We start from the raw sequence: 15,531 nt of genomic DNA on the forward strand, positions 1-15,531 counted from the left end.
AACCCTTTATGAGTTAAATATTTTCTCTTTAATAAAAAAAGATGTCCCACAAAATCATGTGGGACATCTTCTTTTCAATCTATTTTTTTAATTACATTGCAACGTTATTATCACTTTCAACCACTTCTGGTTTAAACGCACGTTCCCACTTAGCAATAACAACTGCTGCTAATGAGTTACCAACAACGTTTACTGCAGTTCTAGCCATATCTAGAATACGGTCGATACCAGCAATAAATGCTAGTCCTTCAACCGGAATTCCAGCTGTACCTAATGTAGCTAATAATACTACAAATGATACTCCCGGTACTCCTGCGATACCTTTTGAAGTAACCATTAATACTAACATTAGTGAAATTTGAGCTGTGATTGATAAATGAATACCGTACATTTGAGCGATGAAAATTGCTGCTAATGCTTGGTATAAAGTTGATCCATCAAGATTGAATGAGTAACCTGTTGGAATTACGAATGAAGAAATTGATCTAGGCACACCAAATTTTTCAACTTTTTCCATAATTCTTGGTAAAACTGTTTCAGAGCTTGCTGTAGAGTATGCTAAGATCAGCTCATCTTTAATTAATTTAATAAATTTAAAAATATTAACGCCTACCATTTTGGCTACTAATCCTAATACTACAACGATGAAGAATGCCATTGTTAAATAGACAGTTATGATTAATTTTCCTAATGGTATTAATGATTCTAGTCCAAATTTTGAAACTGTTACACCAATTAATGCAAATACACCAAATGGAGCAAATTTCATTATTTGATTTGTAATGTAAAACATTGTATCAGCTGTTCCTTGGAAGAATGCTAATACTGGCTTTCCTCTTTCTCCTACTGCTGTTATTCCAAGACCAAATAGAACTGAGAAAAAGATAATCGCTAACATATTCCCTTCAACAAAAGCTGAGAAAATATTTGGTGGAACAATGTTTACAAATGTATCCGCAAACCCATGACTCTTCACTTCTTTGGCTGTTTCAACATAAGTATTTATGTCTGTTTTGTGAAGAATACTCATATCTACACCAGCACCTGGTTTAACAATATTAGCTACTAATAAACCAATTAAAATCGCAACTGTTGTGATAATCTCAAAGTAAAGGATAGTTTTTCCGCCAAGGCGTCCAAGTTTTTTTGTGTCACCAACACTAGCAACACCAACAATGATACTTGATACAACGATTGGAATGACAATCATTTTAATTAATCTTAAAAAGATATCACCAATTGGTTGTAAATAATCTGCAACTTTTGGATTCCCATAAAAAATTGCACCTACAATGATCCCGATTACAAGACCAATTAAAATTTGCCATGCTAAGCCAATTTTTTTCATAATAAAAGTCCCTCCTATAGTAGAATGTTTGCCAAGTAGTAATACATTGTAAAAAAATAACAAAACCATTTAAATAGTTTAAATGGTTTTAAGCACTCTTGGCTTATTAAGATTTCGATGGAACTTTTTTAAAACCCATCTATAAACTTTTTTGAGGATTCAATTCAATATTGAACATCAAAAAAAGTATTAAAAAGATTATTTTTTTGAAAACATTTTCATATCAATTTTACTATATTTTCCAAATTATTACACTAACTTAATTCAATTCTACTAGAAAACTGAGATTTTATCAAATTTCTCTTATCTTTATTTAATCTATTTTTAATTTTCAATCTGAAAATTCACCATTAATTCATTGTCAAATAAGCAAAAAGTCGTGTATTATCGAATTCGCTCTTAAACCTTTTATTTTCAAGTAAAAAAGTAGAAAAATGTTTTAATTTTATCAAGACTTTTGTTTACGAAACTGTTCGTTTTGTTTATGATAAAAGATGAATAATTTGGTAATTTAATTTATTTTCTAATAATTGATGAAAATGCTTTCAAATCATTTTTTTGAAAGGGATTTTACATTATTTGTATAATCGGCCTTGATTATTACTAAAATAAGTTAGTAATTTATGTTGAAGAAGTGAGGTAAATTCATTGAAAACTAAAGTAAATCCTAAAGCAGTAATCGTAATTTTTGGCGCAACAGGAGATCTTGCAAAAAGAAAGCTTTTTATTTCAATATATAGATTATTTTTAAGTCAAAAAATTGATGAAGGCTTTGCGGTTGTAGGTGTTGGTAGAAGACCTTGGTCAAATGATGAGTTTCGTGAAACTGTGAAAAAATCAATTAAATCAATTGCGACTTCTGAAGAAGAAATTGAAAGCTTTTTATCTCATTTTTATTATCATCAATTTGAAGTATTGGAAGCATCATCATACATAGAATTAGGCAATTTATTAACAAACTTAGATAACCATTATTTAATTCCTGGTAACCGTATCTTCTTCCTGGCAATGGCACCTGAGTTTTTCGGTACAATTGCTCAGCAGTTAAAAAAGAATGGTTTAGCCGATACAGAAGGCTGGAGTCGAATTGTTATCGAAAAACCATTTGGTCATGACTTGCCTAGCGCTATGGAATTAAATGATGAAATTCGTGAAGCATTTTCAGAAAATCAAATCTACCGTATTGACCACTACCTAGGTAAAGAAATGGTTCAAAATATCGAAGTAATCCGTTTTGCGAATGCGATGTTTGAACCGCTTTGGAATAATCGATTTATTTCCAATATCCAAATTACTTCAAGTGAAATTCTTGGTGTAGAAGATCGTGGAAAATATTATGAGAATTCTGGTGCTTTGAAAGATATGGTTCAAAATCATATGCTTCAAGTTGCAGCTTTACTTGCAATGGAGCCTCCTATTAAATTAACAACCGAAGAAATTCGTAGTGAAAAAGTTAAAGTATTTAAGGCACTTCGAAAAATTGAAGAAAACGAAGTTAAAGATTATTTTGTTCGTGGACAATACGATGCTGGTGTAATTAACGCTGAAGAAGTACCTGCATATAGAAATGAGAGCAATGTTGATCCAAATTCACAAACTGAAACATTTGTAGCAGGAAAACTTTTTATCGACAATTTTAGATGGGCAGGTGTTCCATTCTATATTCGAACAGGAAAACGAATGGCTACAAAATCTACGAAGATTATTGTACAATTCTCAGATATTCCAATGAATCTTTATTACAATACAAAAGAACCTATGTCTCCAAATTTATTGATTATACATATTCAACCAGATGAAGGCATTACTTTACAATTAAACGCAAAAAGATCTGGCTCTGAAGGATACACAAAACCAATTCAATTAACTTTTAATAATAATTGTGTTGATTGTATTAATACTCCTGAAGCATACGAGCGATTAATTTATGATTGTATGTTAGGTGATGGAACAAACTTTACACATTGGGATGAAGTAAAATACTCTTGGAGCTTTGTTGATGTGATTTCTAAAGCTTGGGACCAAAATTTAGCACCACTTACAACTTATAATTCTGGTTCAATGGGACCAAATGAAGCTGATACTTTATTGACTGTTGATGGTCATAAATGGTGGCCAGTTTCTGATCGATTAAATGAACACAAAGAATGAAATTAAAGACTAAAAAGTTCCCCCCTCTTAATGTAGAGGGGGGAACTTTTTTAGTTCATGAACAAATTAAAACTTAAAATTAAGTCCACTGAGTATGGAATTTACCTTCTTTATCAATTCGTTCATAAGTATGTGCACCAAAATAATCTCTTTGTGCTTGAATTAAGTTTGCTGGAAGCGTTTCAGTACGATAACTATCAAAATAAGCTAATGCAGCAGAGAAACATGGAATTGGTACACCAGCCTCGATTGCTACAACGCTAATTTTACGTAATGCGCCTTGATAGCTCTCTACAATTTCTTTGAAATAAGGATCAAGTAATAAGTTTGAAAGATTCGCATCAAGATCATATGCTTCTTTAATTTTTTGTAAAAATGCCGCACGAATAATACATCCGCCTCTAAAAATCATGGCGATCTCACCGTATTTTAAATCCCAGTTATACTCATCAGATGCAGCTCTTAGTTGTGCAAATCCTTGAGCATAAGAACAAATTTTACTCATATAAAGTGCTTTACGAACATCTTCAATCAGTTGCTCTTTATTTCCAGTATATGAGCTAGTTGACGGACCAGATAATAACTTACTTGCTTTTACTCGTTCATCTTTCATTGCAGAAATAAATCTTGCAAACACAGACTCAGTAATAATAGAAGTTGGTACGCCTAAATCAAGTGTGCTTTGACTTGTCCATTTACCGGTTCCTTTTTGTCCTGCTGTATCTAAAATAACATCAACAAGTGGTTTACCTGTCTCTTCGTCAGTTTTTGTAAAAATATCAGCCGTTATTTCGATTAAATAACTATCTAATTCACCTTTATTCCACTCACTAAATACTTGATGTAGCTCATCAGCACTTAAGCCAAGAACATTTTTTAATAAAAAGTAAGCTTCTGAGATTAATTGCATATCTCCATATTCAATTCCATTATGAACCATTTTAACGTAGTGACCTGCGCCATCTGGTCCAATATATGTTGTACAAGGTTCATTATTGACTTTAGCAGAAATCGCTTCAAATATCGGTTTTACTAGTTCAAATGCTTCTTCTTGTCCACCAGGCATAATTGAAGGCCCCTTTAAAGCACCCTCTTCTCCACCAGAAACGCCTGTACCAATAAAATGAATTCCACTATCAGACAACATTTTATTTCTTCTTTGAGTATCTTTATAATATGTATTTCCACCGTCAATTAAAATGTCACCTTTATCAAGATGTGGTAATAACATTTCAATTGTTGAATCAGTTGGAGCACCAGCTTTTACCATAATTAATATTTTACGTGGTGTTTCAAGAGAATTTACAAATTCTTCGATTGAAAATGCTCCTACTACATTTTTTCCTTCTGCTTCTTTTAAAAATTCTTCTGTTTTTTCAACTGATCGGTTATATACAGAAATTGAGAAACCTCTACTTTCAATATTTAAAGCTAGGTTTTTCCCCATTACTGCTAAACCAATAACGCCTATTTGTTGTTTAGCCAATTCAATTAGTCCCTTCTAATTAAAATTTGCAAAGGTTAGATACATAATAATTGTAAAATATTTACTATAATTAATATATCCTCCGATTAGTTTTGCTATCCTGTTAATCACCCAAAAAAGCATCTGACTAATCAAAATCCTTGCATACCATAAACTTAAGGTCAATAATGATATTATCACAACTAGTGCGTTGAATAAATGTAAACATCAAATGTTCATTAAAATTTTATAATTTGAAAAGAAGTGAAAAAATGGTATTAAAATACAACAATAATAAGTGGATTCAACTATTACTTACTTTAATCATTGCAATTATAGGCGGAATGATCTTTCAATTAATTAACCTACCAATCCCTTGGCTTTTAGGTCCAATGTTTTTTGTACTTATTTTTTCTAAAATTAAAGGAATAAAATTATACTGGCCAAGTCAAATTCGTGATTCTGCGATGATTATAATCGGTTATACAATTGGGCTATCATTCACTGCTTCAACTTTTATTCAAATCGGATATCAATTATCATCTATGCTTTTAATGACCTTCCTTCTAATTCTATTTACAATTGCAATTTCAATAATTATTTCAAAACTATTTAATATACATTATCCTACTGTTTTATTAGGAAGTATCCCCGGTGGCTTAAGAACGTCAACTACACGCTCCTACGAAAAGAACTATGAGGATGCTACGAATACAATGGTGGTTTCATGTTAAAATACTTAAAGGATACTACCAATTATATCATAGAAACAAATATCAATTATTGATTGTACAAAAAAAAGATGCCCCACACTTAGGACACCCTCACGAACTTTCAAATAAGAATAAACAACCTAATAGAAAAACTACTAAGAATACAAATCCCATTAATTCCTACCTCCTACTACTTCCTCTGTGACATCATCATAGTAGCATTCCTGATCCTCTACAAAGCCATAATTGTCGATGTACCATTCTTCAACAAGCCTATTAATAACCTCCAAACGAACAACCACCTTCACTTTTAATTCTCGATGATTTAAAATGCTTCTGACAAACGTGCAATATAAAATAGACCCAACAAATGAATGCTAGGTCTGAAATAGTTTATCGAATATTGTGTGATTTGTGTGCAAGGTCTTCTAAACGTCGTGGAATATCTAATTGACCGAATCCTGTAATTTCATTATAAGTATAGTAGTTACCTGTAGCACTTCCAATTATAGAGGCTAATGTCGATGATTCTTGACGTACCTTATCATGTTCTTTTTCCATCTTGTCAATTAACTTTTCTGCATCATCAAGTAATTTGAACAATTTATCTGAATCTGCACGAAGGTTCTTTGTATAGTGTTCGTTCATTGCTTTAATATCTTGTTGATCCTGTTGAGTTAATTCATAATGACTATCTTTCTGCTTGTTAGCTAACTGCCTCTTTATTGGTAAAGTTTCTACAAGCGTATCCTGTTCATTTTTCAATTGGTTGATTTTTAATAACAAAGCATCATCCATAGATTTTAAATAGTCTTGTTTCAATCCTTCAATTTCTTGATGAATCTGTCCAATACGACTATCAGTTAATTCTACTGCATTACGAATCTTGTCTTTCTTTTCAGTGTACTGTTTACAATTCTCTACTACTTGATAATTTTTACCCATTTTTATTTCCCCTTTTGTTTTGTTTTTTAAAGACCATTTATAGCCTTTAGTGGATACCCCAACATCAACATCGCCCTTGATAGCCTATCAATGTGAGATACCCATTAAAAACTACAATCTACCTAATCGTAATAATTGTAATTCCCTCTCAAGTTCATCATGAGAAGTTTGTTTCTTTGCCTGTGCTTTTTTCTTTGCATTTTCTCGAATTAAGTTGATATTAGTACCATTCCAAGCGTTCTCTTTAGTACCTACTTCATTGGGAAAAATACGTGTTTCAATCTCAATTTGTTTACCATTTATAGTTCTATGTTCCATCATTGTTATCACCTCCTTAAAGGTTTTATCGATTCGTACTAGATGTGAAGGTTGAAGGAACGCATCTAATAGAACCTAAAAACAACAAGGAGAGTAATCATGAATGTTTGAGATAAGAAACTATTTCCGTAGTTTTCAAATCTCTAACAGACACCCTACAATTCGCAAGTAAGGTGTCCTAAGAAAAATGAAAGTAAAAAAAGGATAATTCAAATGTCACTAGAAAAACCACAATAAGAAGGTAGGAAGGTTGAAATTAGAAAACTTTAAACTAAACTTAGAAAACTACTTAGGAGTTTCCGCTCCTGTTAGACATTTCACAACGTCCATAATAGGCACTAAACATTTATCATTTAATACCTGCTAGCACATCACGAACGTCCCTCTAATTCTCGTAACATCTTCTGATACATCAAAATGAGATTTCTTATTGTATTGACATCCTCTGATACAAAACATGATTTATGACTATATTCCAATCGATCCTGTAAAAGCATTTCATAATATTCTAGCTTTAATTTAATGTTTTCTATCTTGCATTGATGCCTATCCATTTAAATGCTCCTTTCTTTGTTCCTTACATCTATTACTTTTTAAGTACCAAAATTGAAAAAAATATAAAAAAATTTAAAGAGCTGCCTAATTTTTCAGGTAGTTTTTTTGTGCATTCCAAGGGATCATTTTGGTACTTCCAATAGGTAATTGTGAATTTGAACAATTTTTTACGACAGATAAGTAAGAGGGTTTATGCAGATTGGACGTAACTCGTTTTATTTCTATTGAGAGGGTCTTTTGTGAGAATTGAGGGTTTCTCGTTTTATTTAGAGTAGAAGGGTAAAAATCAAAAGGAGGAAATGAAATTGGAAAAATCATTAAAACGTGGAAGGAACAAATCTGAACAACAACACTTAAAAGAACAAAACAATTATGTAGATGCATTTAATCGCATCCATCGGGCTTGTCAAGGTGCTATGTACGAATTTGAAGATGGTGGAGATATTGTTACCGGTCATGAAATGGCATTAGATATACAACAATATAACGATTGGGAATTAGCACAACACAATTATCACAATCCTAAATATGGTCAAGAAGGATATTCATTGTTTGGGGTGTCTACTCCATCAATTCAAATTCCTGATCCTAAATTAATGGAAAAGGTAAAGGCATTATTTAAGACCCCTACACATCAAAAACAATATGAGATTTTAGAAATGTACTATTTTCAGAAATTGACAGAGGATGAAATTGCTAAACGTCTAGACAAGCAACAAAACTCTATTAATCGTTCGGCAAATCGTGGAATTGCTCGTATACAGAAACATTTAACTGAAACGGAATGGAAATCTATTCAATACGTGTTTAAACATATGACAAAAATTGAGGCAACTAAAAAGATCGATGAGGAAACATTAAAACATTGGAATCGTCATGATGAATTAAAACGCAAACCTTCAAATATACAATTAGCTATTCACTTTATGAAGGATGGACAACGTAAGATTCTTAATTTGGGTGCTACTGCATACGATGATTGTTTTGGTGATGGAAATGGTTCGTATGAATGGATTGAAACTATTGATCCTAACTATGATTCTACATTACTTCCAATTAAACCGTTTGACGAACTACCAATTGGTCAATATAAACAAGAATTTTCAACTCGTGGAATTAATCCTAATGGAAAGACATTCTACAAACCTCTTGAAAAAGTTGAAGTGATTGAAAATTTAATTACATTAAATAAACAAGAATTACTCAATTTCGGTACTTAAAAAGTAATAGATGTAAAGAACAATTTTTATTTTGTCAAATAAGGTGTCACATCAACCACAAAGGAGAAATGGAAAATGAAAGACAAAGGGTTAAATATCTCATTATCGTTTAAAGTATCGCAGAAGGATTTAGAAGAAATTAATCGTTTTTGTGAAGAAAATGATTTGAATCGTTCGGCATTTATTCGTAAGACAGTATTCAAGGAAATGGAACGTAGAAAGAAAGCAAAAGGAGATATGAAAAATGAATTTTAATGAAAACAGTGGAACAACTCACATTCGCATTAGTAAAAAAGCAAAGGCAAAATTGCAAGAAATGGCAAAGGATAATTTCCGTTCAATGACATGGCAATTAGAAAAGATGGTGAATGATGCATATCAAGAAATGAAAAAGGAAAAAGGAGAATAATCATGGCATACATTGAATTTCAACAAGGTGAAAAACACGCTTTAAAGGGTGCAGATACGTCCCCAATGCATGAAACGTTTACAGATTGTGGCTACTTACTGCAGGATAATGAAATTGTAATTGATATTGATAATCTACCAAAACCAACAATTGAAAAGTTGATCCAAAACTTTAATATCAATACGCAGATTGTGTGGACTACTAAGGGATGTCATATGTACTTTGAAAAGCCAAAACACCATAAGAATAAGTCCCGTTATATATGCCCATTAGGTTTTGAAATTGAGGCATTTACAGTTAAACAACGTCCTAATGGTGTAACTATTAAACGTGATGGAAAATTGCGTGATATTGATAATCATGGTAAACGTGAGCCATTCCCTACTTTCTTCAAACATATTAATGGTATTGAGGATATGAATGGACTTGATGAGGGTGACGGTAGGAATAACAAATTACACGCATTGAAATTTAAAATTATGTCCATTGAGAACTATAAAAAGATTCTACAATTTGTCAATAATCATATCTTTGCAAAACCAATGGATATCGATGAATTAAATACAGTTACTCGTGATGAAAAGATTCGTGCAGAAAAAGATGGTGAGTACGAAGTAGCAATGCAATTAATTACAAAGTTAAAAATTGTCAAATATGGTGATGTCCTTTACTCATACGATGGTACTAAATATATAGCATCCTCTGAATTTAAAAATATTATTGCATCCCATTTAAAGGGGCAAAAAATTCGCTACATTGAGGAAGTAATTGGACAAATGAATTTTATCTTGTTCAATGAAAAAGACAATCCAAAGGGGTTCGATGTCAAATTAAAAAATGGTATCTTGCGTGATGGACAATTCTATGAAATTAATTCAAAAGAGTTTACACCCCATTATATTGATTGGGAATATGATGAGGATGCAGAAGTTGTTCCTATCGTTGAAGAATTTTTAGATACTTTAACTAGTGGGGATCAGGATTATCGTCAAATGATTCTTGAGAGTATTGGTCATGCTTTAATCACTAATATGAATGTCAAACGTGGTAGGGACTTTCAAAAGGTTATCCTTTATGTTGGGGATGGTGGTAATGGCAAAGGTCAATTATTCTCTATTGCACGTAAGTTCTTAGGGGGTAATAACTACTCTACTGTTAAATTGGAACAAATCCATGATGAAAAATATCAATATTCTACAAAAGGTAAATTAGCTAATTTCGGTGATGATATTGAGAAAAAACCTATCAAGGGTGCAACAATGTCTGCTCTGAAAAATGCAACAGGATATGATGAAATTGAGATGCGTAGATTATATGAGCAACCTATCAAGGTAACTCTTACTGCATCACATATATATACTTCAAACCATATTCTCAAAACCAATGAAAAAGGTGAATCATGGAAACGTAGGGTATTATGGTGTCCAATGTATAACAAACCTACAACATATGACCCTAATTTCTCAGAAAAGGTTACATCTGATGAGGCGATGAAATATTGGACTAAGTTAATCGTAGAGGCATATTTTACACTCTACCAAAATCGTAAATTTACAATCTCAAAAGTAGTTCAAGATTTTACAGATAAGTACCATTTCGACAATAACTCATGTATAGAATTTATTGGGGATTATGAGGCAGAGGATTTTATTGGTAAACGCCCCCCTATTATCCATGAAGAATATGAGGTATGGGCAATCGAGAATGGGGTTGATGTTCAATCTAAAAAGCTACTACAAGAAACTATTCAAAATGAGTTCAACCTTGTAGTAGGTGCAAAGAAAATCAATGGAAAAACAGCAAAAGTCTATATATCAAAGGATTAATCAATACGGTTACTTTTTGGGTTACGTTTTCAAATGAGGTTCACCCTTAGAGCCTCAAGGGATTGAGTGAAAGTTACTTTTTACTTTTTTATTCTTTTAAATAAATTATTTATATACCTATGAATGTATATAGTAATACGTAGAAGTTTTGAAAAGTTTTTTGTAACTTTCTGCTCATCCCTACTGCTACAAGGGATTGAGTGAATTTGAAAAGGTGTCAAAAAAAGTAACCCATTCTTGATCCAAACTAAAGCAAATTAAATATCAATTAAATATCATTTTATGATTAAACATTGATTAAAGGTTTGCATCAATAAAAACAACAATTAAAGGAGAAATAATATATGTACACTCGTGAAAAGCGATTCTATAAAGGAATGTCATTGAAACACTTTGTATATGTCAATGTAGTCTATATCAATAATTGTGATGTGTGGGAATACGATGGATTGTCTAACTTTGCAAAAAACTATGTAGATAATTATGATACCTTACCTCATGATTTTGAGGATATTTTAGAACATTGTAAGATATATAGATTACGTGAAATTGGTAGAGGTATGAAGAAATATTTCTATCCTATGTACCTTGAAACAAAACAAAAATATGAACGTAGAATGGGAGGTTTATGATAATGAAAATGCATGATTTTAAACAACAGGAATTACATGATATGTTGTCCAATATTGTTACGGATTTAATGGTATTGCAAACTCATCAATTTAATGATCCTTTAGTAGAGGAAACTTATCGTAAGGTATTTGATAAGACTATTGAGGCATGGAAAAAGAGTAAATCACAATTTAAGGGTGGTGGTAGGTGATGTCTGAAAAAGAGAATTATTCTCCTACAACTTCAAGTTACAATAAGCAAAAGGAATTACAATTACGTCAAAAACTATCTATCATGGGGTATTCTGCTACATGGATTGATAATTACATTGCAAAGGTGCACAATAAAGGGTAGTCCTACATGGATTTACCCTCTTTTTATATTGTGTTGTTAACAATGAGGTAACGGGAAAGAAGTGAGTAAAGGGGAAAAATTTTGTCTTACTGTGGAGGCGTGGTGGTGGTGAAATCGTTAAAATCACTTGAAACACCCGGGGGGGTTGAAAATATGCAAAACGAAGAAAAGTCCATATAAAGAATGCGTATTCACTCAAACATATGACAATGACAATAATGAAATATGACTTGTATTTATACATAGAAATGTATTTACATAGTGTCGCACCCTACTTTATACCACAGTATCTCACTATACATTTAAATTAGGTACTAGAAAAGAATATACATTTAAATACAAAGTATTAATATTTCCTACTGCCAATAAAAAAGCACCTCAATAGATGCCTTGTAATTGTTCTATTATATTGTTATGTTATTACTTTGAAAAAGCATCTAGTATCTTTTCCATAAGTCTCTGCTGATTTATTAAAGCTTGATTCTTTTCAGAAATATAGGTAACTTGTTTAACTAGATTTTCAATTACACTATTTTGTCTGTCTATGATTTTCGTAAACTCATCAAATTTTACTGCAGTTTGTTGTAACCAATCTCGAGTTTGTTCAACCTTGTCTAATATCTCGTCAATCTTTTCAACGAATGGCTCAACCTTCTCAGTATACTGAACTGCAGGAGTTATGCCCCTAGATGCGTTAAATTTATGTATAGAGGCGTTCATATTACCCTCTTTGTTTACTTCTACTTCACCAGTTTTCTCACCACTCAACCATTGAAACTCAAGGTATGTTATGTTTTCTTTTCTAAATCTATCCATGATGGTGAATTTGCCTGTTGCGTTTTGATGTGTTGAACCCTTTGCAAACTTACGACTTATTCCCATATCATCTCTGTTTCTTTCCATATCATATTACTCTCCTATGTTTTTATTTTTATTCAACCAATCAATTAATCTCCCAAAAATATCACATGGTCTAATTTGTTTACTCAAAATATTCTATTTTAATTATATCTATACCTTTTTGATGTATATGACAAAAAATGTATTTTAAAATAAACATTCAATATAATTTAATTTAACACGATGTTATCGCTTAAATACCTCTAATTCCTTCATTAAACGATCACGTTCAGCTTGAATATAAACTGTTTCTATAGGTTTTTCATATTCCATTTTTAACCAATTTGGACATATCTCCTTTCTTATTGTTTTTTTACTGTATGCTTTAGCGTTGTTATAATATGATTTACTTGACGCAACATTTTTCGATACACTAGAAACGTTTTGTGAAACATGCCTTACTACTTCTTTTACTACTTTCACGACTTTTCTTACTTCCTCTACTACTTCCTTGACCACTTCTACTATTTTGTATGTTAATAATTGAATCTTGTTTGTAGTTTGACGCATTTTACCATTTAACGTACTTTCTTTACGTGAAGAAACAATGAATATCTCCAATTGTTCACAACGTTTGATAGTATTTTGAACTGTTCTAATAGAGCAACCTACATTTTCTGCAATTGTAGAATTAGACTCAAAAAACACACCTTTATATTTACGTAATTTTGACATAATATATTTAACTACTTGTTGTCCTTGCCCACCGAAATGTCTTAATTTAGTAGACATATGCAAATTCCCCTGTTCAAAAATATCTTCTACTTTTGTTACAACTGATCCATTCATTGTTTTCACCTCACTCCCCTTAATGTATATTCATATATTATAATAAACTACATGTAGTTGCAAGCAGATTCTTGATAATTTATAATAAAAACATAAGGAGTGATCTTATGAATAACAACAGAGGATTGAAAAATAGAAAGACTATTTCTAGCACATTGGATATTAATATTTATGAAAAATTTGAAAAGTTATCTAATGAAACAAGAATTCCAAAATCTAAATTACTAGATGAAGCAATTGAAGATTTAATAAAAAAACATACAAAGAAGAACGATTAATGTATATTTAAAGAAATAATAAAGTATGTTGTTGATATGGTGAAAAATACATTTTATCAAATTCAACTTATATAATGAGTGTTTTACTAAAAGTAGTGTTACTAGGGGGAATTTGAATGCAATGTCAATTCCATTTTGTAGATAAATTAGAAAGAGTTGTAGAAAACAAGATAGAATATTTTTGTTTAGAATGCTTTGTAGAAAAATCTTATAGGATTGAAGCTGAAAATTATGATGCAAAATTAAAAGAAATTAAAATTGAAAATAGGAAAAATCGGAGAAATTACTTTATCTATACAATTATACTCGGTTTACTATTATGGACTAGTTGGAATAATGAGTGGAATGGTTTAATAATTTTTTTTCTATGTTTTGCTACATTCGGAACTTTTTCTGTATTTATCGGATCGTTCGAAAAACAACTCCCATTTACTACTTATGATAACTTTCGTAAAGAACAATTACGTACAATAGAACAGGTAGAAAGTGAAGTTACTCATTTTAAACAAAGACTAAAAAAGAAATATCAAAAACTAAACTCAAACATTGATGTAATCGATCAACTTAGTGGAATTGATTTTGAGATATATGTTGCAAACTTATTGAGAAATTTAGGATATAAAGATGTAAAATTAACAAAAGCAACAGGCGATAATGGTGTTGACGTATTAGCGATTGATAAGCAAGGAAAAAAAGTTGCAATACAGTGTAAACGGATGAAAAATAAAGTTAGTAATTCTGCCGTTCAGCAAGTATATACAGGTAAAGATGCTTACAAATGTCATAAAGCGATGGTAATTACAAATTCATTCCTTACTGAACCAGCTTATAAATTAGCAAAACAATTAAATGTTACTGTATGGTCAAGAAAGACTCTAATAGAAAAAGCTTCATCTGTTTATTCTGACATTTCTTGGGAAGAATTTCTTACACAATATTATGTACAAGAAATAGAAGAAAAGGAATTTTCAAATGAAGGAAAAATGAGTGGTATAAAAAATGTTCAATTTTATGGATTGAAAGTTGGATTGAAAACAAAGGGTTAATTTTTCTTATCAGTAGAACATTTTTTAATATTTAAGAGATTCATTGGGTTGTCTATTTAGGCAGTCTTTTTTTTTCAAAATATCAATCTATTCTTTAGTTAATATTCATAAATATATCATTCACCTATTGATCAATATTATAAACAATTAATTTTATTAACTCTTTTTAAATCAATATCTTTTACATATTCTTTTTTCGTGTGCAATATCGAATGTAACAGAATGTGAAAAAGAATATGTAAACCCCCATGCAAATTGAAAGTTAATTAAATTTGACAATAAAAAAAGAACCTCATAAGAGATTCATTAAATCTAATTTAAATTCTTCTTCAAGTTATTAGAAGACAATTAATAAAACAATTCGCCACATACTTCATCTAAATCAAGTTGAATATCACCGATATTACTGTTAATTTCTTCTACTTGATTAGATAATTCTTCAACTTCACTTTGTACTTCCTCGATATTTGTTTCTAATTCAATAAGTGCGTCAGAATCAGTTGTATCTAAATCATCTATATTTGTTTCAATAGTCTCTATTCTTTCTTGAGTCTTTATATTTGAGTAAAAAATAAAAGCAACTTCCTTCATTGAAGGTTTTT

General features: G+C 31.0%; 18 protein-coding genes. 11 read left to right on the forward strand and 7 right to left on the reverse strand.

What is annotated here, in order from left to right; translation table 11 throughout:
• Nucleotides 1-91: 91 nt before the first annotated feature.
• A complete protein-coding gene (locus tag CN601_RS05870; protein ID WP_098120110.1) occupies nucleotides 92-1,348 on the reverse strand; it encodes a cation:dicarboxylate symporter family transporter in 1,257 nt (418 codons plus the stop codon).
• Between the two features lie 648 nt (nucleotides 1,349-1,996).
• Between CN601_RS05870 and zwf the strand changes: the two genes are divergently transcribed.
• Complete coding sequence (gene zwf, locus CN601_RS05875; RefSeq protein WP_098120111.1) at nucleotides 1,997-3,499, forward strand: glucose-6-phosphate dehydrogenase; 1,503 nt, start codon at nucleotides 1,997-1,999, stop codon at nucleotides 3,497-3,499.
• A 79-nt stretch (nucleotides 3,500-3,578) separates the two neighbouring features.
• Here the strand turns inward: zwf and gndA are convergent, their stop codons facing one another.
• Complete coding sequence (gene gndA, locus CN601_RS05880) at nucleotides 3,579-4,985, reverse strand: NADP-dependent phosphogluconate dehydrogenase (protein ID WP_098170445.1); 1,407 nt, start codon at nucleotides 4,983-4,985, stop codon at nucleotides 3,579-3,581.
• A 251-nt stretch (nucleotides 4,986-5,236) separates the two neighbouring features.
• Here gndA and CN601_RS05885 point away from each other — a divergent pair, with 251 nt between their 5' ends.
• The gene (locus CN601_RS05885; RefSeq protein WP_098170446.1) at nucleotides 5,237-5,698 is read left to right on the forward strand and encodes an AbrB family transcriptional regulator; all 462 of its coding nucleotides are present in this window, start codon (nucleotides 5,237-5,239) and stop codon (nucleotides 5,696-5,698) included.
• Between the two features lie 372 nt (nucleotides 5,699-6,070).
• On the opposite strand, the gene CN601_RS05890 is transcribed toward CN601_RS05885, so the two are convergent.
• Both CN601_RS05890 and CN601_RS05895 read right to left on the reverse strand, forming a co-directional pair.
• Complete coding sequence (locus CN601_RS05890; protein ID WP_098170447.1) at nucleotides 6,071-6,622, reverse strand: hypothetical protein; 552 nt, start codon at nucleotides 6,620-6,622, stop codon at nucleotides 6,071-6,073.
• Nucleotides 6,623-6,733: 111 nt separating this feature from the next.
• The gene (locus CN601_RS05895; RefSeq protein ID WP_098170448.1) at nucleotides 6,734-6,943 is read right to left on the reverse strand and encodes a hypothetical protein; all 210 of its coding nucleotides are present in this window, start codon (nucleotides 6,941-6,943) and stop codon (nucleotides 6,734-6,736) included.
• An 857-nt stretch (nucleotides 6,944-7,800) separates the two neighbouring features.
• Between CN601_RS05895 and CN601_RS05905 the strand changes: the two genes are divergently transcribed.
• The 7 genes from CN601_RS05905 (at nucleotide 7,801) to CN601_RS26845 (ending at nucleotide 11,916) form a co-directional block, all read left to right on the forward strand.
• The gene (locus CN601_RS05905) at nucleotides 7,801-8,715 is read left to right on the forward strand and encodes a hypothetical protein (protein WP_098170450.1); all 915 of its coding nucleotides are present in this window, start codon (nucleotides 7,801-7,803) and stop codon (nucleotides 8,713-8,715) included.
• Nucleotides 8,716-8,790: 75 nt separating this feature from the next.
• Entirely contained in the window at nucleotides 8,791-8,970 is a 180-nt protein-coding gene (locus CN601_RS05910) for a hypothetical protein (protein ID WP_098170451.1), read from the forward strand.
• On the forward strand, nucleotides 8,960-9,124 hold the full coding sequence (locus CN601_RS26840; protein WP_179865449.1) for a hypothetical protein: 165 nt from the start codon (nucleotides 8,960-8,962) through the stop codon (nucleotides 9,122-9,124). The genes CN601_RS05910 and CN601_RS26840 overlap by 11 nt, the downstream gene beginning before the upstream one ends.
• A 2-nt stretch (nucleotides 9,125-9,126) precedes the next feature.
• A complete protein-coding gene (locus CN601_RS05915) occupies nucleotides 9,127-10,950 on the forward strand; it encodes a phage/plasmid primase, P4 family (RefSeq protein ID WP_098170452.1) in 1,824 nt (607 codons plus the stop codon).
• Nucleotides 10,951-11,294: 344 nt separating this feature from the next.
• On the forward strand, nucleotides 11,295-11,582 hold the full coding sequence (locus CN601_RS05920; protein ID WP_098170453.1) for a hypothetical protein: 288 nt from the start codon (nucleotides 11,295-11,297) through the stop codon (nucleotides 11,580-11,582).
• A 2-nt stretch (nucleotides 11,583-11,584) separates the two neighbouring features.
• Nucleotides 11,585-11,773: a hypothetical protein gene (locus tag CN601_RS05925; protein WP_098170454.1), complete on the forward strand. Its 189-nt coding sequence runs from the start codon at nucleotides 11,585-11,587 to the stop codon at nucleotides 11,771-11,773.
• Nucleotides 11,773-11,916, forward strand: a complete 144-nt coding sequence (locus CN601_RS26845) for a hypothetical protein (protein WP_179865450.1) — start codon at nucleotides 11,773-11,775, stop codon at nucleotides 11,914-11,916. The genes CN601_RS05925 and CN601_RS26845 overlap by 1 nt, the downstream gene beginning before the upstream one ends.
• 420 nt (nucleotides 11,917-12,336) lie before the next feature.
• Here CN601_RS26845 and CN601_RS05930 read toward each other — a convergent pair whose 3' ends face one another.
• Together CN601_RS05930 and CN601_RS05935 are read right to left on the reverse strand one after the other, a co-directional pair.
• A complete protein-coding gene (locus tag CN601_RS05930; protein ID WP_098170455.1) occupies nucleotides 12,337-12,819 on the reverse strand; it encodes a hypothetical protein in 483 nt (160 codons plus the stop codon).
• 183 nt (nucleotides 12,820-13,002) lie between these two features.
• A complete protein-coding gene (locus tag CN601_RS05935; protein ID WP_257131631.1) occupies nucleotides 13,003-13,605 on the reverse strand; it encodes a helix-turn-helix domain-containing protein in 603 nt (200 codons plus the stop codon).
• A gap of 107 nt (nucleotides 13,606-13,712) precedes the next feature.
• Here CN601_RS05935 and CN601_RS05940 point away from each other — a divergent pair, with 107 nt between their 5' ends.
• Nucleotides 13,713-13,883 carry a ribbon-helix-helix domain-containing protein gene (locus tag CN601_RS05940; RefSeq protein ID WP_098170457.1) on the forward strand — a complete coding sequence of 57 codons (171 nt, stop codon included), beginning with the start codon at nucleotides 13,713-13,715 and terminating at the stop codon, nucleotides 13,881-13,883.
• A 116-nt stretch (nucleotides 13,884-13,999) separates the two neighbouring features.
• The gene (locus tag CN601_RS05945) at nucleotides 14,000-14,929 is read left to right on the forward strand and encodes a restriction endonuclease (RefSeq protein ID WP_098170458.1); all 930 of its coding nucleotides are present in this window, start codon (nucleotides 14,000-14,002) and stop codon (nucleotides 14,927-14,929) included.
• A gap of 348 nt (nucleotides 14,930-15,277) precedes the next feature.
• Here the strand turns inward: CN601_RS05945 and CN601_RS05950 are convergent, their stop codons facing one another.
• Nucleotides 15,278-15,520 (reverse strand): hypothetical protein, encoded by a 243-nt coding sequence (locus tag CN601_RS05950; protein WP_098170459.1) that lies wholly within the window; start codon nucleotides 15,518-15,520, stop codon nucleotides 15,278-15,280.
• Between the last annotated feature and the right edge of the window lie 11 nt (nucleotides 15,521-15,531).

Origin of the sequence: Bacillus sp. AFS017336 (genome assembly GCF_002555445.1) — a bacterium.
Taxonomy (GTDB): Bacteria; Bacillota; Bacilli; order Bacillales; family Bacillaceae_G; genus Gottfriedia.

Excerpts from the sequence above, each read along its gene's own strand:
- CN601_RS05870 (WP_098120110.1), bottom strand. The coding sequence starts at position 1,348 with ATGAAAAAAATTGGCTTAGCATGGCAAATTTTAATTGGTCTTGTAATC.
- CN601_RS05885 (WP_098170446.1), top strand. The coding sequence starts at position 5,237 with ATGGTATTAAAATACAACAATAATAAGTGGATTCAACTATTACTTACT.
- CN601_RS05890 (WP_098170447.1), bottom strand. The coding sequence starts at position 6,622 with ATGGGTAAAAATTATCAAGTAGTAGAGAATTGTAAACAGTACACTGAA.
- CN601_RS05895 (WP_098170448.1), bottom strand. The coding sequence starts at position 6,943 with ATGATGGAACATAGAACTATAAATGGTAAACAAATTGAGATTGAAACA.
- CN601_RS05910 (WP_098170451.1), top strand. The coding sequence starts at position 8,791 with ATGAAAGACAAAGGGTTAAATATCTCATTATCGTTTAAAGTATCGCAG.
- CN601_RS26840 (WP_179865449.1), top strand. The coding sequence starts at position 8,960 with ATGAATTTTAATGAAAACAGTGGAACAACTCACATTCGCATTAGTAAA.
- CN601_RS05915 (WP_098170452.1), top strand. The coding sequence starts at position 9,127 with ATGGCATACATTGAATTTCAACAAGGTGAAAAACACGCTTTAAAGGGT.
- CN601_RS05920 (WP_098170453.1), top strand. The coding sequence starts at position 11,295 with ATGTACACTCGTGAAAAGCGATTCTATAAAGGAATGTCATTGAAACAC.
- CN601_RS05925 (WP_098170454.1), top strand. The coding sequence starts at position 11,585 with ATGAAAATGCATGATTTTAAACAACAGGAATTACATGATATGTTGTCC.
- CN601_RS26845 (WP_179865450.1), top strand. The coding sequence starts at position 11,773 with ATGTCTGAAAAAGAGAATTATTCTCCTACAACTTCAAGTTACAATAAG.
- CN601_RS05930 (WP_098170455.1), bottom strand. The coding sequence starts at position 12,819 with ATGGAAAGAAACAGAGATGATATGGGAATAAGTCGTAAGTTTGCAAAG.
- CN601_RS05935 (WP_257131631.1), bottom strand. The coding sequence starts at position 13,605 with ATGAATGGATCAGTTGTAACAAAAGTAGAAGATATTTTTGAACAGGGG.
- CN601_RS05940 (WP_098170457.1), top strand. The coding sequence starts at position 13,713 with ATGAATAACAACAGAGGATTGAAAAATAGAAAGACTATTTCTAGCACA.
- CN601_RS05945 (WP_098170458.1), top strand. The coding sequence starts at position 14,000 with ATGCAATGTCAATTCCATTTTGTAGATAAATTAGAAAGAGTTGTAGAA.
- CN601_RS05950 (WP_098170459.1), bottom strand. The coding sequence starts at position 15,520 with ATGAAGGAAGTTGCTTTTATTTTTTACTCAAATATAAAGACTCAAGAA.